Source organism: Alkalilimnicola ehrlichii MLHE-1, from assembly GCF_000014785.1.
Classification (GTDB): Bacteria; Pseudomonadota; Gammaproteobacteria; order Nitrococcales; family Halorhodospiraceae; genus Alkalilimnicola; species Alkalilimnicola ehrlichii.
Genome location: NC_008340.1, coordinates 1,734,217 through 1,755,134 on the forward strand (window position 1 = coordinate 1,734,217; position 20,918 = coordinate 1,755,134).

A 20,918-nucleotide genomic window follows, 5' to 3' on the forward strand; every position below is an offset into this window, starting at 1 on the left:
TGATCTCCTGGAGCCGACCCGTTTTCGGTAGCGGCGAGCCCGTGCCGGCTCCCCGTGCGGGCTCGGATACAGGGACGCACGGGGGCGTGGGATTGTTCCAAGGCCACCGGCGACTACTTCGAGACCCGCCACCGGCGCAAAGACGGCAGTGACATCACGGTGGAGATCACCACCAACGCTGCCTACTATAAGGGTGTCAAGCTGATCTTCTGTAACTGCCGTGACATCACCGAGCGTAAGCGGGATCAGGAACGGATCCGGTATCTGGCCACCACGGATGCGCTGACCGGCATCATGAACCGGGGCGAATTCACCCGCCACCTGACCAAGGAGATCGAGCGCGCCGCGCGGTTCAACCGCCCGGTCGCGGTTGTGATGTACGACCTGGACCATTTCAAGCGAGTCAACGACACCTACGGCCACGACGCCGGCGATGAGGTGCTGAAGACCGCGGTGGCACAGGTCAACAACGCCATACGGCGCGTCGATGTCCACGCCCGCTGGGGCGGCGAGGAGTTCATCCTCCTGTTACCCGAGACCGACCTGGCCGCTGCGGTGAAAAGCGCGGAACGGCTCCGGGCGGCGATAGCGGAGCATCCGTTCAAACAGCCGGAACGGGTCACGGCCAGCTTCGGAGTGACCACCCTGGGCCCCCGGGATCGGTTTGATGTCCTGATCAAACGCGCCGACGACGCGCTTTACCTGGCCAAGCACGCCGGTCGCAACCGGGTGGAGGCGCTGTCACCGGAGGCGCCGTCATCGGGCTGATCAGGGCCAACGGCCGGCTTGGCGACTTGATATGCCCTACCTATCAGAGTGGTAGAACAAATAACTTTTTTCTATGGTTAGAACTGATGTAAGGTAAGACTCGACGGCGACAATAGCGTGAAGGGCTGTACAGCCCGGCGCCTGAGCCGTCCCCAATCGGTATCCGATTGTTAACACACCGAGAAGACTGGAGAGAGACATGGGTGATCAGCAGAATGCCGGCAAGTGCCCGGTCATGCACGGCGCGATGACCTCGGCCGGCAAATCGAACATGGACTGGTGGCCGAACAACCTCAACCTGGACATCCTCCATCAGCACGACCGCAAGACCAACCCGATGGGCGAGGACTTCGACTACCGCGAAGAGGTCCAGAAGCTGGACTTCGACGCCGTGAAGAAGGACCTCACCGAGCTGATGACCAACAGCCAGGACTGGTGGCCGGCGGACTGGGGGCACTATGGTGGCCTGATGATCCGCATGGCCTGGCACGCGGCCGGCTCCTATCGCGTGGCCGATGGCCGGGGCGGTGGCGGCACTGGTAACCAGCGCTTCGCGCCCATCAACAGCTGGCCGGACAACGCCAATCTGGACAAGGCCCGCCGCCTGCTCTGGCCGATCAAGAAGAAGTACGGCAACAAACTGAGCTGGGCCGACCTGATCATCCTGGCGGGCAACGTCGCCTACGAGTCCATGGGCTTCAAGACCTTCGGCTTCTCTTTTGGCCGCGAGGACATCTGGCACCCGGAGAAGGACACCTACTGGGGCTCCGAGAAGGAGTGGCTGGCCCCCAGCGACAACCCCGAGAGCCGTTATTCCGGTGATCGCGAGTCCCTGGAGAACCCGCTGGCGGCGGTGATGATGGGCCTGATCTACGTCAACCCGGAGGGTGTCGACGGCAACCCGGACCCCCTGAAGACCGCCGAGGACGTCCGCGTGACCTTCGCCCGCATGGCGATGAACGACGAAGAGACCGTCGCCCTGACCGCCGGCGGCCACACCGTCGGCAAGTGCCACGGCAACGGCGACGCCGAAAAGATCGGCCCGGAGCCGGAAGCGGCGGACGTGGAGGAACAAGGTCTGGGCTGGCGTAATCTGGCCTCCCGCGGCGTGGGCCGCGACACCGTCACCAGCGGTCTGGAAGGCGCCTGGACCACCCACCCCACCCGCTGGGACGACGGCTACTTCGACATGCTGCTCAACCATGAGTGGGAGCTGACCAAGAGCCCCGCGGGCGCCTGGCAGTGGCAGCCGGTGGACATCAAGGAAGAGGACATGCCGGTGGACGTGGAGGATCCGTCGATCCGACACATGCCGATGATGACCGACGCCGACATGGCGATGAAGATGGACCCGGAGTACCGCAAGTACGCCGAGCGCTTCCAGAAGGACCCGGAGTACTTCAACGAGGTCTTCGCCCGCGCCTGGTTCAAGCTGATCCACCGTGACATGGGGCCGAAGACCCGCTACATCGGCCCGGAGGCGCCGGACGAGGACCTGATCTGGCAGGATCCGGTGCCGGCCGGCAACACCGGCTACGACGTCGATGCGGTGAAGGCGAAGATCGCCGACAGCGGCCTGAGCATCAGCGAGATGGTCGCCACCGCCTGGGACAGCGCGCGCACCTTCCGCGGCTCGGACTATCGCGGCGGCGCCAACGGCGCCCGCATCCGCCTGGCCCCGCAGAAGGACTGGGAGGGCAACGAGCCGGAGCGCCTGTCCAAGGTGCTGGGCGTGCTCGAGGGCATCGCCGCCGACACCGGCGCCAGCGTTGCGGACACCATCGTGCTGGCCGGCAACGTCGGCATCGAGCAGGCGGCCAAGGCGGCCGGCCACGACATCACCGTGCCCTTCGCCCCGGGCCGTGGCGATGCCAGCCAGGAGATGACCGATGAGGAGTCCTTCGAGTACCTGGAGCCGCTGTCCGACGGCTACCGCAACTGGCTCAAGAAGGACTACGCGGTCGCCCCCGAGGAGATGATGCTCGACCGGACCCAGCTTCTGGGCCTGACCGCACCGGAGATGACCGTGCTCATCGGCGGCATGCGGGTGCTGGGCACCAACCACGGCGGCACCCAGCATGGCGTGTTCACGGATCGTGAGGGGCAGTTGACCAACGACTTCTTCGTGAACCTCACCGACATGAACTACGCCTGGGAGCCGGTGGGCAACAACCTCTACGAGATCCGGGACCGCAAGACCGGTGAGACCCGCTGGACCGCCACCCGCGTGGACCTGGTGTTCGGCTCCAACTCCATCCTGCGCTCCTACGCCGAGGTCTACGCCCAGGACGACAACAAGGAGAAGTTCGTCAAGGACTTCGTTGCCGCCTGGAACAAGGTGATGAACGCGGATCGTTTCGATCTGGCCTGATAGCGCCCCGGAGTGGCCCGGCTGCCGCAAGGGGCCGGGCCCGCACACCGGCCACTGACCTGCAATAACGGCGTTTCAATCGCGATTGAAACGCCGTTTCTTTTTTGCCGGCACTGACAGCTCCGACGGATCAGTGCTCGATCTTCAGCCGCTCCACCGCCTCCGTGAGCACGGCCGGACCGGTGATCACCTCCACCCGGTCTTCAAGAACCTCCACCTCGAAGACCTCGTCAAACAACCCCTTATCACCCTCACTCAGCAGAACGCTCCCGGGCTCAATGGCCTCCGTGTGCTCATTGCGCTCCAGTACGACCTGGGCACGCTGTTGCTCCAGATCCAGCAGCTGGTCGTCCAGGATCCAGGCATTGTCGATGACCACGGCCTTTTCCGTCAGCTCAATCTCTTCCGCCAGCGGGGACAGCCTCACCCCCTGATCATCACCCGCCAGCAGTGGCGGCGTGGCGGCAAAGGCCAGGGTCGCGAAGCCCACAATGGAGAGGGTATTCCGAATCGCTTTCATGGGGGTCTCCTCCTGAGAATAAATCCATGTAAGAACGCTGCTGCCATGCACCGCACACGCGGATTGGTGCCCGCAACAGCCACCCCAGATTAGCAGAATCGCACGCCCTATAAAGCGCCCCGCGACCAGCGCACGGGGCACCCAACCGGTGCGCTCAGTCGAACAGGCTGCGCACTCCTTCGCGGACCCGATCACGCACCTCACCGCGGGTCTCGCCGGCGGCGTCGTCGCGCGCGTCCTCGCCGGTACCGCGGATCTGGCGCGTCAGCCAGCCCGGCTCGTCATCGCCCGGGGCCTCGTCCCGACCCTCCTGCCTCTCGGCCACCAGGTCCCGGTGGCGAACGTTCGGCGGTAGCGAGAAGGTGTGGTCCGGCAGGCTGTCACCGCTGAAGCCGCTCAGCTCCATGTCGCTGGAGCGCAGCAGCGTGTATTCCGACATGTCCACGCGGCCGATACCCACCACCTCGGCCTCCTGCTCGATGACCTCGAAGAGCTCGCCAATCCGTTGGAAGGCTTCGCCGATGTCCCGAAGACGGGCATCGTCCGTGAGCACCACCTCGTCCACGACCTCCCACTCGCCGGCCCAGCTATCGCCCTTCTCCAGGCGGTACCGCGCGCCGGTGAAACCGGCCACCCGCACCTGCTCGTCCAACGGCTCCACCCGGACATCCTCGGCCGCGGAGCCCGTTTGCCCGGACAGATCCCGCAGCTGGTCGGCGTCGATGGCATACCAACCGTCATCGTCCCGGGCCACGACATAGGCCTGCCCGTCCGTGATCATCAGGAACTGACGCTCCGGGCCCGGAATACCGATGCGCAGGTTGTCCGCATCGCGGTACTCCACGGTGAGCTCGCCATCATCCGTCTGGTAAACGGCGCGGCTGTCGGCCAAAGCCTGGCCGCCGGCGAGCAGCAGCCAGGATGCGGACAATGTCGCGCCAAGGGTTAAGGTGACTGATCGTTGCATTTCCCCCCCTGGGTGTTTATTACAGGTGAAAAGGCCCTGGTTGGCCTGCCCCGGCATTGCGAGGGCAAGGCCGGCCAAGGGTGCAAACCTAACAGGTTCGTTACCCGCCGTCCCACCCCTGGGCGGCTCGTGGGACTTCCTGGGCACTTGTCCTGAGTGAGCATGATCCGGAACCGCTCTGGTTCCCTGGTACCCACAACGTTGCCGAGCACGTCGAACGGCGCTCAGGTTGAAATGCCCACCTCCGCCGTAGACAAACGGGTCATCGAACCCGAATGCCGCGACGGCATCGCCACCGGTTCGGCCGCCTGCCGATAGCCAACGCACCCACTGTCATGCCGCAGCCAGCACGCATCGCGCAGACCAGCATTGCCAAAAAGCCATTCTCCATGGTGCTATTTCTACCTCCATTCAGAGTCCGGCCCTGGCACGCGTTCGCCTAAGGGCGAACGACTTGAGTCGCTTCCGGGAGGATCCCTGTCAGCATGCCCCCACCTACCCTTTCCGTCATTATCCCGGCCTGGAACGAGGCCCGCGAGTTACCGGCCACCCTGCGCGCGCTGGAGGAGGCCATCAATGGGTCAGGCCTCAGCGTGGAGGTCATCGTGGTGGACAACGACTCCGAGGACGAGACGGCAGCGATCGCCCGCCAGGCAGGCGCCCGGGTGGTGCACGAGCCGGAACGGCGCATTGCCCGGGTGCGGAACCGGGGCGCTGAGTTCGCGACGGCTCCCTGGCTTCTATTCCTGGATGCGGACACCCGGGTGACCCCTGTTCACCTCCTTGCCGTGCGGGACGCGCTGTCGGGCGAATGGGCCGGCGGAGGTGTGCCCGTCGCCATGGATCGTCCCCTGCCCCGTTTTCCGGCGCTGGGGCTGTCCCTCTGGAACGCCCTGTCGCGCCGGTTCTCTCTGGCGGCGGGCTGTTTCTTTTTTGTACGGGCAGAGTTGCACCGGTCGGTGGGCGGGTTTCCGGAGCATGTGTATGCCGGCGAGGAGGTGGGGCACTCCCGGCGACTGCAACGCATCGCCCGGCAGCGGGGACTTCGCTTCGGCATCCTGGACGCTGAACCGGTGGTCACCTCCGGGCGAAAGCTGGACTGGTACGCCACTTGGCAGCACGCGCTGGTGGCACTGGTCTTCGTGGTCTTTCCTTGGGCGGGACGGTTCCGGCGGTTGAGCTGGTTCTGGTATCGCCGGCCGGACTAATGTGGATCGGTGCGCCGCGGCCGGGTCCCCGGTTGCCGCACTGCTGTGGCACACTCCAGTCTGCACTTGGGTAAGGGAACATCGCGATTATGGATTCATCGGCATTACCGGCAGTACGGATTGGCCTGGTGTCCGTCAGTGACCGGGCCTCCAGCGGTGCCTACGAGGACAAGGGGATCCCTGCACTGCGGCATTGGCTGGAGCAGGCGCTACGCAATCCGGTCGAATGGGAGACTCGGCTCATCCCGGACGACCAGCAGACCATCAGCGACACGCTGACTGAGCTCGTCGACCAATCGTGCTGCAATCTGGTGCTGACCAGCGGTGGAACCGGACCGGCGCCCCGGGACGTCACGCCGGAGGCGACCCTGGCGGTCTCGGACCGCGAGATGCCGGGCTTCGGAGAGCAAATGCGCCAGATCAGTCTCACCTTCGTGCCCACCGCCATCCTGTCACGGCAGGTGGCCGTCATTCGGGGCCAGGCCCTAATCATCAACCTGCCAGGGCAGCCCAAGGCCATCGCGGAAACCTTGAGCGGCCTGCCCGACCATACCCCGCCGGTGCACGGCATATTCGCGGCGGTGCCCTATTGTGTCGAGCTGATCGGTGGCCCCTACATCGAGACCGATCCCGCGGTCTGCAAGGCCTTTCGGCCCAAGTCAGCGCGCCGGGACAAACCCGACGCGCGTCGCTGAAGGACGCCTCGGGGGAACCCGATCTGGCAATATCCAGTCCAACTAGGACAACCACCACGGCCAGTTTACAGAACCAGCCCCTCTCGAGAGGCTGGTGACCACGAGGCGATAAGCGAAGTGCTTTATGGGACAGCGAACCATGCGAATTGAAATCCCCGGCGACCTCACGTTCTCGGATCTGCACCTGACCCGGGAGTCGGACGGGTCGGTGAGTTTCGACTGGACCGTGATCGAGCAGATCTGCGAGGCCAACGACATCGCCCCGGAGGAGTTTATGGACCCACCGGAGGAGAACCTGGCCAACTTACTCATGGGGTGGTACTACCGGCACCGTGCGCTTGGCGGTGAGAGCGATCCGGTTGCCGAGAGCCTGGCGACGGAGGTGGCCATGGAGGAGTTGTCCGGGCGCACCATCAGCCATCCACCGGGTCACGCCTGAGCATGCGGGCCCATGCCGTCGCTGCCCCCGGGGGCAGCGACGGCCGCGGCGCTTCAAGTCACAGCGTGGGTCGGCTCGGCGAGGACGGAATCGAGGAACGCCAGTAGCTCGGGCAATTCGGCATCGAGATGCCGGCTGAGGTCATGATCACCGGGTAGCAGGTGCAGCACAGCCGGGGTATCACCGCGGCTGGCAAGTAGCCGTTCGGCATCGCACAGCGGAACCACCTGATCATCACGTCCGTGCACGAGCAGCACCGGGCAGCGGACTCGCGGCAGGGTGGTGACCGGGGCAATGGCATCAAAGCGGTGGCCGATCACACGCTCCACATAGCGCAACACGTACCAGCCCACCGGGAAAAACGGCAGCCCCTTGTCCGCCAACCAGCGGCGCATCATGTCATCCGGACTGGCAAAGGCCGAAAGGCTGACTACCGCGGAGATGTCACTGCGCCGCGACGCGGCCAGCAACACGGCCGCAGCGCCCACAGAATGCCCCAGCAGTGCCACCGGCGCCTTGGCCATTCCGGGACGGGCCCGCACCCACGCCAGCGCCGCCTCGGTGTCCTCGGCGAACCGGGGCATGGAGGAGAAGGCATCGCCCTCGCTGTCCCCGTGGTTGCGCGCGTCGAACAACAGCACGTTCCAACCCGCCGCCTGTAACCGCTTGCCCAGCGGCAGCATCAGCTCGCGATTGGCCCCCCATCCGTGGGTGATGACCACTGTGCCAGGCCCTTGGCCGGGCAGCCACCAACCCACCAGCGTTCTGGCCCTGTACGTGGGGATGCGCACCGTTTCGCCCACCACACCATGGTCGGCAAGCCCTTGCGTTGGCGGCACCCGTGGTGCCGTCAGGCTGACCTGCAGCCGCCGGTGAAAGAGCTGCAACAGCGCCCCTGCGCCAACCACGCCACCCGCCACCGCTAGCCACCATCCCGACATGTTGCTCCCAAGGCCTGTTGGCCGTTTACCGATCTGGGCCGGGTCGTGTCCGGCAACGAAAAAAGCCGCCCCCGGTCTCCCGTAGGCGGCTGTTTTCGTTCGGTTTTATGGTGGGCGGTGCTGGGATTGAACCAGCGACCCCTGCCGTGTGAACGCATCATGATTGCATGCACTACTTTGCATTGCTCTGCAAAAACAACCGCTTCCCCGTGTGACCGCTGAAAGGCAGGGCACGTTCGTGCACGTTCATGTTACCATCATGGTCACATATTGGTCACACGAACGACTACCGCCATGCCCGCCTGTCAATGGCCATTTATTCTGACCCCCCTGGGCATGCGGCGGTTTTCTTGGACTGTTTTTGGGAACTCCTCATGCTCATGCGGCCAGTCCTAAGCGCTCTCGATACTCGAGCGGGCTCTGGCCTCCCAAGGACAGCTTAACCCTGTTTCGGTTGTGCCACCGGATATACTCGTCGAGCTCTTCGAAGAATTGCTCAAGTGTTATCCCGTGCCAGTCGCGTGGGTAGAAGAACTCGGTCTTGAGTCGCCCGAAGAAGCCCTCACAGGCGGCATTGTCCGGCGAACAGCCTTTGCGCGACATCGACCGGATAAGGCCGACATCTTGGATGCGGGCAAGCCATCCGGGCCAGCGGTAATGAGCTCCTCTATCGCTGTGGATAATAGGTGTCTCGCCGTCCTCCAGCGTTGCTATGGCGTCATCAAGCATCGTGTTTACCAGGGTGGCATCGGGGCTTGTGCTTATAGTCCAGCTCACCGCCAACCCATCGAAGCAGTCGATCACTGGAGAGAGGTAAACCTTGCCTGCAGGGATTTGGAACTCCGTGATATCCGTCAGCCACTTGCGGTTGGGCGCAGGGGCGCTGAAATCCCGATTGACCAGATTCTCGGGGGCCGGAGTGATTTCTCCGCGGTACGACCTGTACCGTCGACACTTGCGCCTTTGGACGATGAGCTGTTCCTCAGCCATAAGGCGCCGGACTACCTTCTCAGAGATCACGATGCCAAGTCGGTTGAGAGCAACCCGTATGCGCCGGTAACCGTAGCAGCGGTGGTTGGTCTCGAAGAGTTGGGTCGCGCTCACGCGAACGGTTGCATACTTGTCAGGTAGCTGGATCCTTGCCCGATGGTAGAAATAGGAACTGCGCGGCAGGCACAGTTGCGACAAGATTTCCGAGAGCCGATAAGTCTGTCTCAGGGCGTCAACCAGCAGGGTCTTCTCCCTGTTCGTCAGGAGCCGGAGGTCGACGCCAAGATCCTTTTTTATCAGGTCGTTCGCCTTCGCCAGAAGATCGTGCTCGAGCTGGAGTCGATGGACGCGCCTTTGCAGCTCTTTAACTTCCTGCTCCAGCGGCAACACCTCATCATCGCGTCGTTTCATCCGTGGATTGGCCTCATCACCAAGCAACTGGTCTGTCCACTTGTACAGAACCTGCCTGCTAACGCCCAGGTTTTTGGCAACCTTCGTGGCGGGATCTTGGCGGGAACACAGTTCAATGACCGCCTCACGTTTCGCCTCAGGTGAGAGCGGTGGACCTTTTGAGCTGCCGGCTGAGACCTGCCGCCGCCCGGGGTTCTGCTCCATGACCCACTCACGTAGAACGCCCACGCTTGGATAACCCAGGGCCTTTCGGGTCCTTGCGAGACAGCAACCATGGCCCAGGTAGTGCTGCACAGCCTTTTGCTTCTGTTCCGGCGAGTACTTCGGCTTAGGAGCACTGCGCTCCGGCAGGTCCCCGGTTCTCATGTAGGCTTCATGCCAACGGCGCAGGTTTTTCTTCGAGGGGTAGCCGAGCTCTCGGACGGTGGCGGCGGCACTCCTGTGGTACTGGATGTAGAGCTTCACGGCTCTCATCCGGTCTTCATACGAATACATGAACCACCTCCGATGTAGTCCAAGATTTCGTCCGCACCACCCCACTGGCCATCAGAACTGACCCACCCTTGGGGTGGCCACTGGCCACGAGTAGACCGTACCGTCCATGGCCACACGGGCTGGCGAGGACGGGGTATTGAAGGAGTGGGTCGTGATACACAAGATCAAGGCACTGTACGACGAAGGCCGTGGGCTCTCAGTTCGGGCCATCAGCCGGGAGCTGGGCATCTCGCGCAACACGGTGCGCAAGTACCTGCGGGCGGACACCGAAGCGGTCGCAGCGGAGCGGGCCGATGGGCGCCGGGGCCGGCTGCTGGATGAGCACCGGGCTTACATGGAGTATTTGCTGCGCCGCTACCCGCAGCTCAGCGCCGTGAAGGTGGCGCGCAAGCTCCGGGACAAGGTCGGTGACCTGGCGGTCTCGGACCGCAGCCTGCGCCGGTATCTGCAGGAGCTGCGCGCCAGCGTCCAAGTGGCCCAGCCGCGCTACTACGAGCCGGTGCTGGACGTGGTGCCGGGCGTACAGTGCCAGGTGGACCCCGGTGAGTTGCGGGGCGTGGCCATCAGCGGCGTGGAGCGCACGGTCTACTTCGTGGTCTTCGTGCTCTCGTTCTCGCGGCTGATGCACGTTGCGGTGGCCTTCCGGCCCATCGACACGGCGCTGTTCATCCGCATGCATGATGAGGCGCTGCGGGCCTTTGGCGGTACCCCGGAGGAGTGCGTCTACGACCAGACGAAGATGGTGGTCATCGCCGAGCAGTTCCGGGAGCTGACGGTCAACGAGCGCTTCCATGAGTACGCCACCGGTGCGGGCTTTCGCATCCATGCCTGCCGGGGGTACGACCCGGAGAGCAAGGGCAAGGTGGAGGCCGGGGTGAAGTACGTTAAGCGCGATTGCCTGTACGGGGAGCGCTTTGCCGACGAGGCAGACGTCCGCGCCCACGTCCAGCAGTGGCTCGACCAAGTGGCCAATGTCCGCCGCCACGGCACCACCGGGCGTGAGCCCCGGGGGCACTTTGAGGCTGAAGAGCGGGCGCACCTACGGGCCTACCTCACCCCCTCGTGCTTGACCCAGGCGGCTGCGGCGCGCCAGACCCGCAAGGTGGACAAGACCGGGCTGATCGCCTGGCACTCGAACAAGTATTCGGTACCCATGCGCTACCAGCGTGGCCGGGTGGGCGTGCAGGCCGACGAGACCCAGCTTCACATCCTCGACCTGGAAAGCGGTGAGATCGTGGCCACCCATACACTGGCCACGGGCAAGGGCCAGACGGTGCGTAACACCGACCACTACCGGGATCGCCGACAGCAGATCGAGACCCTGGAGGCCGCCATTGGCGAACGCGTGGGCGAGCAGACCGGAGCCCGGCTGTGTGCCCGGTTGCGGGCCAGCAACCCGCGGATCTATCGCGACCAGGTGGCCGCCGTACACGCCCTGCTGGAGAGCGGGCCGCCCCCGGCACCCGGACTGGTCGAGGACCTGGCCGGGCGCGAAGGGATGACCGCCACCCGCTTCAAGGCCCAACTGCAGGCGGCACACCGGGCCCAGGAGCGGGGCCGGGACCTCGAAGCGGATGCCGACGAGCCCGCCGTGGACGCGCAGGCACTGGCCCTGTCGGCCTACGCCCATCTTGGCCAGTCGGCCGGCCAGGAGGAGCTGACCCATGAGCCTGCTTGAACGGACCGCAACCCGTTACCGGGGCCTGCGCTGCAGTGCCATTGCCGCCGAGCTGCCGGATCTGCTGGCCCGGGCCGAGGACAACGCCATGTCTTATCTGGCCTTCGCTGACCTGCTCGCTGAGCAAGAGCAGCACAGCCGTGACCACAAGCGCCTGGCCGGGAACCGGAAACGGGCCAAGCTACCCGCGGACAAGCGTCTGGAGGCGTTCGACTACCGCCACCAGACCACCATCACCAAGCGCCAGGTCAACGCCCTGCTGGACTTCGGGTTCATCGACAACCGGGAGAACCTGGTCTTCATCGGCCCGCCGGGCGTGGGTAAGACCCACCTGGCCATCGGCATCGCCAACAAGGCCCTGGATGCCGGTTACAAGGTGCTCTTTCGCAGCGCCCTGGAACTGGTCGAGGAGCTGGAGATCGCCGAGATGAAGGGCGAGCTGAAGAAAAAACTCGCTCAACTGACCCGGTTCGACCTGCTGGTGATCGACGAGCTCGGCTACCTGCCGATGAGCCGCCAGGCCCGGTACAACCTGTTCCAGTTGGTCCACAGCTTCTACGAGTACCGGTCACTGATCCTGACCACCAACAAGGACTTCACCGATTGGGGCGAGTTCTTCCACAACGACAACGTCGCCGTACCGATCATCGACCGGGTGATCCATCACTCGAACATCTTCATCCTCGGCGGGGAGAGCTACCGGCTCAAGCAAAAGACCACCGGTTGAGCACCGACACCTGGGTCAATTCTGTTGGCCACAGGGGTGGTGCGGACGAAATCTTGGACTACATCGGAGGTGGTTCATGTATTCGTATGAAGACCGGATGAGAGCCGTGAAGCTCTACATCCAGTACCACAGGAGTGCCGCCGCCACCGTCCGAGAGCTCGGCTACCCCTCGAAGAAAAACCTGCGCCGTTGGCATGAAGCCTACATGAGAACCGGGGACCTGCCGGAGCGCAGTGCTCCTAAGCCGAAGTACTCGCCGGAACAGAAGCAAAAGGCTGTGCAGCACTACCTGGGCCATGGTTGCTGTCTCGCAAGGACCCGAAAGGCCCTGGGTTATCCAAGCGTGGGCGTTCTACGTGAGTGGGTCATGGAGCAGAACCCCGGGCGGCGGCAGGTCTCAGCCGGCAGCTCAAAAGGTCCACCGCTCTCACCTGAGGCGAAACGTGAGGCGGTCATTGAACTGTGTTCCCGCCAAGATCCCGCCACGAAGGTTGCCAAAAACCTGGGCGTTAGCAGGCAGGTTCTGTACAAGTGGACAGACCAGTTGCTTGGTGATGAGGCCAATCCACGGATGAAACGACGCGATGATGAGGTGTTGCCGCTGGAGCAGGAAGTTAAAGAGCTGCAAAGGCGCGTCCATCGACTCCAGCTCGAGCACGATCTTCTGGCGAAGGCGAACGACCTGATAAAAAAGGATCTTGGCGTCGACCTCCGGCTCCTGACGAACAGGGAGAAGACCCTGCTGGTTGACGCCCTGAGACAGACTTATCGGCTCTCGGAAATCTTGTCGCAACTGTGCCTGCCGCGCAGTTCCTATTTCTACCATCGGGCAAGGATCCAGCTACCTGACAAGTATGCAACCGTTCGCGTGAGCGCGACCCAACTCTTCGAGACCAACCACCGCTGCTACGGTTACCGGCGCATACGGGTTGCTCTCAACCGACTTGGCATCGTGATCTCTGAGAAGGTAGTCCGGCGCCTTATGGCTGAGGAACAGCTCATCGTCCAAAGGCGCAAGTGTCGACGGTACAGGTCGTACCGCGGAGAAATCACTCCGGCCCCCGAGAATCTGGTCAATCGGGATTTCAGCGCCCCTGCGCCCAACCGCAAGTGGCTGACGGATATCACGGAGTTCCAAATCCCTGCAGGCAAGGTTTACCTCTCTCCAGTGATCGACTGCTTCGATGGGTTGGCGGTGAGCTGGACTATAAGCACAAGCCCCGATGCCACCCTGGTAAACACGATGCTTGATGACGCCATAGCAACGCTGGAGGACGGCGAGACACCTATTATCCACAGCGATAGAGGAGCTCATTACCGCTGGCCCGGATGGCTTGCCCGCATCCAAGATGTCGGCCTTATCCGGTCGATGTCGCGCAAAGGCTGTTCGCCGGACAATGCCGCCTGTGAGGGCTTCTTCGGGCGACTCAAGACCGAGTTCTTCTACCCACGCGACTGGCACGGGATAACACTTGAGCAATTCTTCGAAGAGCTCGACGAGTATATCCGGTGGCACAACCGAAACAGGGTTAAGCTGTCCTTGGGAGGCCAGAGCCCGCTCGAGTATCGAGAGCGCTTAGGACTGGCCGCATGAGCATGAGGAGTTCCCAAAAACAGTCCAAGAAAACCGCCGCATGCCCAAAGCAGATGTTATTGCCTGGCAGGCCAAACGCGAGCTTGAGGGCCGCAAGTACCCGACACTCCAACGAGCTTACGGCGCGCTGAAAACCCTGCTAAACCGGGCCGCAACGCATGACGATGTGCTGGATGCCAACCCGTTACGCGACGTCAGCCTGGAGGCGCCACATTGCGACGAGGTGGACAGACAACTGGAGGCTGAGCAGGCTGTACGGCGTCTGCTCACGACCGAGGAAGTAAAAGGACTTCACGACGGTCTGAAAGCCTTTGAGGAAAATAAGCGCCGCGAGCGCCGTAACAGCCGAGCACATGGCAAAGCCTACCTGCCCGACGCAGACGCAATGGCCTACCCTCATTGGTTCATACCCTTTTGCTGCATCGCATTCTATACCGGCCTGCGGCCCGGCGACATCCTCGCCCTGACATGGACGAACCTGGACCCGAGGCTTGGCAGGCTTAACCTAGTTCCACAGAAAACGCGACACCATAGGAATCCGGCCCGTGTAACCATGGACTTAGTGCCCGAACTCGTTGAGATTGTACGGGCTTGGTGGCTACAGCAAGGCAAGCCGACCACCGGATTGGTATTCCCCTCCCCCGATACCAACAGAAGGATGGACAAGCAGGCACACTTGAGATCATGGCGGCATGTTAAACGCCTGGGAGGGCTACCCGAGGACCTCGACTTTTATACGCTCCGCCACCATTTTATCAGCACCTTGGTGGCTGCCGGGGTGCCTTTGCGAACCGTTGCACAACTGGCCGGCCACAAATCCACCGAAATGATCGAACGCCACTACGGGCACCTCTGCCCCGACGCGGCGAGCAGCGCGATTGATGCGTTCAGAAAGTCACTCCCGCCTTCGCTGTCAGAACCGCCTGGCACTGTCCACTCAGGGGTGCGGAAATAATTGCCATCAACAGGTGATTACGAATCAGTAGCCTTAGGGATCCAAGTGATTGATCGCAACAGCACTAAATCCACAGCCCTATCAGTCAACGTAGTTGTCGCCTCAACGCAACCAGCAGGTGACAACCATGAAGCACTACTCCGCGGAGCGTAAGGAAGCTGTCCTGCGCAAGCTGGCACCACCGATGAACCTCACTGTCCCTGAGGTGGCCGAGGCCGAGGGGATTTCCGCGGCGACCTTGTACAATTGGCGTAAACAGGCCCGCGAGCGAGGACAGGTTTTGCCATCACGAGGATCCACCCCGGAGGGCTGGAGCAGCGAGGAGAAATTCCGCGTCGTGCTCGAGACCGCGCCGATGACCGAGGCGGAGTTCAGCGCCTATTGCCGTGAGAAGGGGCTCTATCCCGAGCAGGTCGAGGCCTGGCGGGAGAGCTGCATGAATGCCAACGCTAACTCGGCCGAGCTGGACAAGCGTTCGCGCCAGGAGCGCAAGGCCGAGCTCAAGCGCGTGAAGAAACTCGAGCGCGAGCTCCGGCGCAAGGACAAGGCCTTGGCGGAGACGGCGGCGCTGCTAAGTAGGCGATCCACAAACCCCATCTGTTGCGCCCGGAGCTGATTCGGGAAACTGCTCCCATCGAATCCAGATGAGGAGGTCAGTTCCATGTGGTTGTCACCAGCGCGCGCCCGTTGGTTGGGGTATCTGCATCATGCGCACGCTTGCGGCCTGTCGCTGAGCGATTATGCCCAGGCGCAGGATTTGAGCCTCGCCGAGCTTTTGGGCTGGGAGCGTCACCTGGCAGCGCTCGGCATTGCGGTGCCGCAGCGCCACCGGCCGGCCCGGTTTGTGGCCGTGGCGGTGCAGCCATGATCCGGCCCGATACCCAGGTCAATGTCTATCTCTGTCGCGAGCCGGTGGACATGCGCAAATCCATCGATGGCCTTTCCCTGCTCGTCCAGGAGGCGATGGCGCTCAATCCGTTCGAGCAGGCGGTGTTCGTCTTCTGCAACCGGCAGCGCGACAAGGTCAAGATCCTCGCCTGGGAGCGCAATGGCTTCGTGCTCTGGTACAAGCGCCTGGAGCAGGAGCGGTTCAAGTGGCCGGATCGGCTGCAGGGCGACACCCTGACCCTTTCCGGGCAGGAACTGAACTGGCTGCTGGATGGGTACGATATCGCGTTGATGCGCCCCCATAAAGCGTTGCATTATCAGGCCGTTGGTTGATCTTTTTGCTTTTGGAGGGGGCCTGATTCTGCTATAATTGGGCCATGAAATCAGCGGCCATTCAACCAGATAGGGATGTCTCCCGCCTACAGCGTCAGGTCGCTGAGCTGGAGAAAAAGCTCGCCGAAAAGGACGCCCTGTTGGCCACCAAGGAAGCCCACTGGGCTGCCCGCGAGTGCTCCATGTTCGAGCAGATCCGGCTGCTGCTCGACAGCCGTTTCGGCCCCTCCACCGAACGCTACCACGTCGATCAGCAGCAACTGCAGTTCGACGAGGCCGAGCAGTATGCCGATGCACCGGTCACCGAACCGGAGGCAGAGGCCGCTCAAGCCGGCGAGACGGCCCCGAGCGTGCCGGCCAAGCGCCGGAACCGTGGCGGCCGCGTGCGGCTGCCCGCGGAACTGCCACGGGTCGAGGTGGTGCACGATATCCCCGAGGCACAGCGCTACTGCCCGCATGGCGGCAGCGAGCTGACCTGTATCGGCGAAGAGGTCACCGAGCAACTGGATGTCATCCCCGCCCGGGTGCAGGTCCGCCGCCACATCCGCCGCAAGTACGCCTGCAGATGCTGCGAAGAAGGCGTGCACACCGCAAGCATGCCGCCGCAACCGCTGCCCTGGAGCATGGCCAGCCCCGGATTGCTGGCCTACATCGCCACCGCCAAGTATGAATACGGGCTGCCGCTCTACCGCCAGGCCAAGGGCTTCGAGCGCAAGGGCATCCCGCTGCCGCGTAACACCCTGGCGCGCTGGATGGTGGGCATCGGCGAGCTGCTCACCCCGCTGGGGCAGGCCCTGCAGGACCATCTACTGGCCCAGCCGCTCATCCACATGGATGAGACCACGGTCCAGGTGAACACCGAGCCGGGGCGAACGGCCTCCAGCACCTCCTACATGTGGGTCCAGCGCGGTGGCCCGCCCGGTGAGCAGGTGGTGCGCTACGACTACGACACCAGCCGCTCCGGCCGGGTCCCCCGCCGCCTGCTCGGCGACTATGCCGGCGTGCTGGTCACCGACGGCTACGAGGGCTATGCCCAGGTGGTGCGGGAGAATGGCATCACCCATGCCGGCTGCTGGGCGCATGCCCGGCGGAAGTTTGTCGAGGCCCAGAAGGTCCAGCCCAAGGGCAAGACCGGCAAGGCCGACTGGGCGCTGAGCCTGATCGGCAAGCTTTACCGCGTCGAGCGCGAAGGCAAAACCCTGGACCCGGAGGATCGCCTGGTGCTGCGTCAGCGCCAGAGCCGGCCGCTGATCGACAAACTCCAGCGCTGGCTGGAGAAGTCCATCACCCAGGTGCCGCCGAAGACCGCCATCGGCAAGGCCCTACGCTATCTCCAGACCCAGTGGCCCCGGCTGACCCGCTTTCTCGATGATGGGCGAATCCCACTGGATAACAATCCGGCGGAGAACGCCATCCGACCCTTCGTAGTGGGTCGAAAGAACTGGCTATTCAGTCACACCACCCAGGGCGCGTCGGCCAGCGCGATGATCTATAGCGTGATAGAGACGGCCAAGGCCAACGGGCTGGAGCCCTACGAGTACCTGGAAGATGTCCTTACCCGCCTGCCGGCTGCGGACACCGACCAGGCGATTCACGCCCTGCTGCCCTGGAACTGGGGGAAGACCATACAGGCCTGAGACCGAGCTCGGTAGGTGGGCGGGGTGGACCGCTTACTTCGGGACCTGTCGGAAGAAGCTTCGGGTTGAGTAGTGTCGGGCCATGTCTCCCTCCCCAGCCGTCCTGCCAGAATCTCCTTGGATTATACGGGACGATGCAGTACATTACAGTACATTTGCAGCCACCCTGCGAAGGACCCTGATGGCCACCACTAAGACCGCGACCGTGACCTTCCGCATTGATCCAGCCGTGAAGGAGGGGCTCCGTACCGCTGCCGCCCGGGAGCACCGCTCCATTGCCAACATGGTGGAGGTGTTGATCCGGGATTATTGCGGGCGCAACGGCATTGCAATCCCCGAGAACAACGAACGGCCGCATGGAAAAGACAACACATGACGATCACGGCCCACCACGCCAAATACTATGCCTATGACCTGACGCGTCAGGCCCCTCCCGGCGCGGCGGACCAGCTCTCCATGTCGCTGTTCGATGCGTCGGTCGATCTGAACCCCCATCAGATCGAGGCAGCGATGTTCGCCCTGCAGTCCCCGCTCTCCGAGGGAGTCGTGCTTGCGGACGAGGTGGGCCTGGGCAAGACCATCGAGGCGGGCATCGTGCTGTGCCAGCGGTGGGCGGAGCGCCGCCGGCGCCTGCTGGTGATTTGTCCCGCTGCGATACGCAAGCAGTGGGCCACCGAGTTGCAGGAGAAATTCAACCTGCCCGCTGTGGTAATGGATTCCCGCGCCTACCGGCAATTCCAGCAACAGGGCCAACCACGGCCATTCGAGCAGCGGGCCGTGATCCTGGTCTCCTACCACTATGCGGCTCGTATGCAGGACGACCTGCGTATGGTGCGCTGGGAGCTGGTGGTCATTGATGAAGCCCACAAGCTGCGCAATGCCTACCGGCCCAGCAACAAAGTGGGCCAAGCCATTCGCTGGGCCACCGAAGGCCGCCGCAAACTGCTTTTGACCGCTACGCCATTGCAGAACAGCCTGATGGAGCTGTACGGGCTGGCGAGCCTGATCGATGATCACATCTTCGGCGATCCCAACGCCTTCCGTTCCCAGTACGTCAATGCCGGTGGCGATCTGGCCGGGCTGCGCCAGCGTCTGGCGGGCTTTTGCAAACGCACCTTGCGCCAGGAGGTGCTTGAGTATGTGCGCTACACTGAGCGCCGGGCGCTGACCCAACCCTTCCGGCCAACTGATGCCGAGCAGAAACTCTACGACCGCATCTCCGAGTTTCTGCAGCGGGAAAACACCTACGCCATTCCCGACCGTCAGCGCCACCTGATCGTGCTGATCCTGCGCAAGCTGTTGGCCTCCAGCTCAAACGCGATCGCCGGCACTCTCGAGAGCCTTCGCGACCGGCTGATCGACCTGCGCGACAGTGAGCAACTGGAGCTGGACTGGAGCAGCCAACTGATCGAAAGCGAGGAAATGGAAACCGAGCTGCTGGACGAGTGGCTGCCGCCGGAGGAGAACGGCGAGGCCAATGGTAAGACCGAAGACAATCGTCCGGAACCGAAGAAGCTGCGCGATGAAATCAGCGAGATCGACAGTCTGGCCAAGGCTGCCCGCGCCATTGGTGTGGATGCCAAATCCTGCGCACTGCTCACCGCGCTCGATGTCGGTTTCCAGGAGATGGGTCGAATGGGGGCGCGGGAAAAGGCGTTGATCTTCACCGAATCCCGCCGAACCCAGGACTATCTGAAAGACTATCTGGAGCAGAACGGTTATGCCGGGGAGGTGCTGCTGTTCAACGGCACCAATGCCGGCCCTGAAGCCAAGGCCATCTACGAGAACTGGGTCGGCAAAAACCAGGAAAGCGGCCGCGCCACCGGTTCCCGCGCCATCGATGCCCGGCTGGCGCTGGTGGAGCATTTCCGCGACAACGCCAAAATCATGATTGCCACGGAAGCAGCGGCGGAAGGCGTCAACCTGCAGTTCTGCTCGCTGGTGATCAATTACGACCTGCCCTGGAACCCCCAGCGTATCGAACAGCGCATTGGTCGCTGTCACCGTTACGGCCAGCAGCACGATGTGATCGTGGTCAACTTCCTCAACGAGCGCAACGAGGCAGACCAGCGCGTGCATGAGTTGTTGACGGAGAAGTTCAGTCTCTTCAACGGTCTGTTTGGTGCATCCGATGAAGTGCTGGGCCAGCTTGAGTCTGGCGTCGATTTCGAGAAGCGCATCCTCGCCATCTACCAGCAGTGCCGCACCTCGGATGAAATCGAAACCGCCTTTCGCCAGCTCCAAGAAGTACTGGAGGAGCAGATCAAGAGCCGCATCCAGGAAACCCGCCAGACCCTGCTGGAGCATTTCGACGAAGACGTGCACGCCCGGCTGCGCTTGCGGCTGGAAGACGCCCAGGCCCAGCTCGACCGCATCGGCCAGCGTTTCTGGCAAGTCACCGGGCACATACTGGATGGCCGCGCACGCTTTGATGATGCCAGGCTGGTCTTCGATCTCCACGAGCCGCCAAAGGCCGACATCCGGCCTGGCCGCTACCACCTGATCTCCAAGACGCGCAGTGGTGAGCAGGGCGAATCGCCGGACTACGGCTACTACCTGTACCGCCTCTCCCATCCGCTGGGCGAGCACGTCATCGAATCGGCCAAGCAGCAGCCGACGCCCACAGCGCATCTGCGCTTCAACATCACCGTCCATCCGGGGCGCATTGCCCTGGTGGAAGCACTCAAGGGTAAGTCCGGTTGGCTGACATTGGCTCGGCTGACCATCGAATCTTTCGAAACCGAGGAATACCTGCTGTTCTCCGGCATCGACGACGAAGGCCGCTCGCTGGACAATGAAACCTGCGCCAAGCTGTTTAACGTCGCCGCTGACAATCGTGGCCCGGCGGACTTGCCCGCCGAGGTGGAGCAGCGCCTTGCCGCTGAGCTTGCCCAACACCAGCGCGCCACTGCGAACCGCTCGCTGGAGGCCAACAACCAGCACTTCAACGCCGCCCGCGAACGCCTGGAACAATGGGCGGAAGACAAGATGCTGGCCACCGAGAAAACGCTCAAGGACACAAAAGAACAGATCAAGGCCCTGCGCCGTCAGGCCCGACAGGCCGAAACCCTGGAAGATCAGCACGACATCCAGGAACGTCTGAAACAACTCGAGCAGCGCCAGCGCAAGCAGCGCCGGGACATCTTCAAGGTGGAAGACGAAATCGAAGAACAGCGCGACAGCCTCATTGCCGCGCTGGAAAAACGCCTTGCCCGAGACCAGCGTAGTGAGCGCCTGTTTACGCTGCGCTGGTCCGTCGTATGACGGACAACAACGGCAACCAGAATCAAGCAATCAACGA

Annotated in this window: 19 protein-coding genes; 15 read left to right on the forward strand and 4 right to left on the reverse strand. The window is 63.1% G+C overall.

Annotation, left to right across the window (positions count from 1 at the left end; translation table 11 throughout):
• The first annotated feature begins 54 nt into the window (after positions 1-54).
• Complete coding sequence (locus MLG_RS07765) at positions 55-768, forward strand: GGDEF domain-containing protein (protein WP_011629265.1); 714 nt, start codon at positions 55-57, stop codon at positions 766-768.
• Between the two features lie 199 nt (positions 769-967).
• A complete protein-coding gene (gene katG, locus MLG_RS07770; protein ID WP_011629266.1) occupies positions 968-3,139 on the forward strand; it encodes a catalase/peroxidase HPI in 2,172 nt (723 codons plus the stop codon).
• A 130-nt stretch (positions 3,140-3,269) separates the two neighbouring features.
• On the opposite strand, the gene MLG_RS07775 is transcribed toward katG, so the two are convergent.
• Together MLG_RS07775 and MLG_RS07780 are read right to left on the reverse strand one after the other, a co-directional pair.
• Entirely contained in the window at positions 3,270-3,659 is a 390-nt protein-coding gene (locus MLG_RS07775; protein WP_011629267.1) for a hypothetical protein, read from the reverse strand.
• Positions 3,660-3,813: 154 nt separating this feature from the next.
• Complete coding sequence (locus tag MLG_RS07780) at positions 3,814-4,626, reverse strand: hypothetical protein (protein WP_011629268.1); 813 nt, start codon at positions 4,624-4,626, stop codon at positions 3,814-3,816.
• Between the two features lie 485 nt (positions 4,627-5,111).
• Between MLG_RS07780 and MLG_RS07785 the strand changes: the two genes are divergently transcribed.
• The 3 genes from MLG_RS07785 (at position 5,112) to MLG_RS07795 (ending at position 6,968) form a co-directional block, all read left to right on the forward strand.
• Complete coding sequence (locus tag MLG_RS07785; RefSeq protein ID WP_011629269.1) at positions 5,112-5,834, forward strand: glycosyltransferase; 723 nt, start codon at positions 5,112-5,114, stop codon at positions 5,832-5,834.
• 89 nt (positions 5,835-5,923) lie between these two features.
• Positions 5,924-6,529 carry a molybdopterin adenylyltransferase gene (gene mog / locus MLG_RS07790; protein WP_011629270.1) on the forward strand — a complete coding sequence of 202 codons (606 nt, stop codon included), beginning with the start codon at positions 5,924-5,926 and terminating at the stop codon, positions 6,527-6,529.
• A gap of 139 nt (positions 6,530-6,668) precedes the next feature.
• Positions 6,669-6,968: a hypothetical protein gene (locus tag MLG_RS07795; RefSeq protein WP_011629271.1), complete on the forward strand. Its 300-nt coding sequence runs from the start codon at positions 6,669-6,671 to the stop codon at positions 6,966-6,968.
• A gap of 53 nt (positions 6,969-7,021) precedes the next feature.
• On the opposite strand, the gene MLG_RS07800 is transcribed toward MLG_RS07795, so the two are convergent.
• Both MLG_RS07800 and MLG_RS07805 read right to left on the reverse strand, forming a co-directional pair.
• Positions 7,022-7,909: an alpha/beta hydrolase gene (locus MLG_RS07800; RefSeq protein WP_011629272.1), complete on the reverse strand. Its 888-nt coding sequence runs from the start codon at positions 7,907-7,909 to the stop codon at positions 7,022-7,024.
• A 378-nt stretch (positions 7,910-8,287) separates the two neighbouring features.
• Positions 8,288-9,805 (reverse strand): IS3 family transposase, encoded by a 1,518-nt coding sequence (locus tag MLG_RS07805; RefSeq protein WP_011629273.1) that lies wholly within the window; start codon positions 9,803-9,805, stop codon positions 8,288-8,290.
• Between the two features lie 151 nt (positions 9,806-9,956).
• On the opposite strand from MLG_RS07805, the gene istA reads away from it, so the two are divergent.
• The 10 genes from istA to MLG_RS07855 all read left to right on the forward strand — a co-directional run bounded on the left by istA (position 9,957) and on the right by MLG_RS07855 (position 20,881).
• Positions 9,957-11,483 carry an IS21 family transposase gene (istA, locus tag MLG_RS07810; RefSeq protein ID WP_083761848.1) on the forward strand — a complete coding sequence of 509 codons (1,527 nt, stop codon included), beginning with the start codon at positions 9,957-9,959 and terminating at the stop codon, positions 11,481-11,483.
• A complete protein-coding gene (gene istB / locus MLG_RS07815; protein WP_011629275.1) occupies positions 11,470-12,210 on the forward strand; it encodes an IS21-like element helper ATPase IstB in 741 nt (246 codons plus the stop codon). Before istA ends, istB begins: the two co-directional genes overlap by 14 nt.
• A 76-nt stretch (positions 12,211-12,286) precedes the next feature.
• Entirely contained in the window at positions 12,287-13,804 is a 1,518-nt protein-coding gene (locus MLG_RS07820) for an IS3 family transposase (RefSeq protein WP_011629273.1), read from the forward strand.
• A 40-nt stretch (positions 13,805-13,844) separates the two neighbouring features.
• On the forward strand, positions 13,845-14,759 hold the full coding sequence (locus tag MLG_RS15125) for a tyrosine-type recombinase/integrase (RefSeq protein WP_011629276.1): 915 nt from the start codon (positions 13,845-13,847) through the stop codon (positions 14,757-14,759).
• A gap of 127 nt (positions 14,760-14,886) precedes the next feature.
• Positions 14,887-15,375 (forward strand): transposase, encoded by a 489-nt coding sequence (locus MLG_RS07830; protein WP_011629277.1) that lies wholly within the window; start codon positions 14,887-14,889, stop codon positions 15,373-15,375.
• 45 nt (positions 15,376-15,420) lie between these two features.
• Entirely contained in the window at positions 15,421-15,627 is a 207-nt protein-coding gene (locus tag MLG_RS07835) for a hypothetical protein (protein ID WP_041717971.1), read from the forward strand.
• Entirely contained in the window at positions 15,624-15,980 is a 357-nt protein-coding gene (gene tnpB / locus MLG_RS07840; RefSeq protein ID WP_011629278.1) for an IS66 family insertion sequence element accessory protein TnpB, read from the forward strand. The genes MLG_RS07835 and tnpB overlap by 4 nt, the downstream gene beginning before the upstream one ends.
• Before the next feature lie 44 nt (positions 15,981-16,024).
• A complete protein-coding gene (locus tag MLG_RS07845) occupies positions 16,025-17,617 on the forward strand; it encodes an IS66-like element ISAeh1 family transposase (protein ID WP_011629279.1) in 1,593 nt (530 codons plus the stop codon).
• A 181-nt stretch (positions 17,618-17,798) separates the two neighbouring features.
• Positions 17,799-17,993: a ribbon-helix-helix protein, CopG family gene (locus MLG_RS07850; protein WP_011629280.1), complete on the forward strand. Its 195-nt coding sequence runs from the start codon at positions 17,799-17,801 to the stop codon at positions 17,991-17,993.
• Positions 17,990-20,881, forward strand: coding sequence for an SNF2-related protein (locus MLG_RS07855; RefSeq protein ID WP_011629281.1), 2,892 nt, complete (start codon positions 17,990-17,992; stop codon positions 20,879-20,881). The genes MLG_RS07850 and MLG_RS07855 overlap by 4 nt, the downstream gene beginning before the upstream one ends.
• Positions 20,882-20,918: the final 37 nt, after the last annotated feature.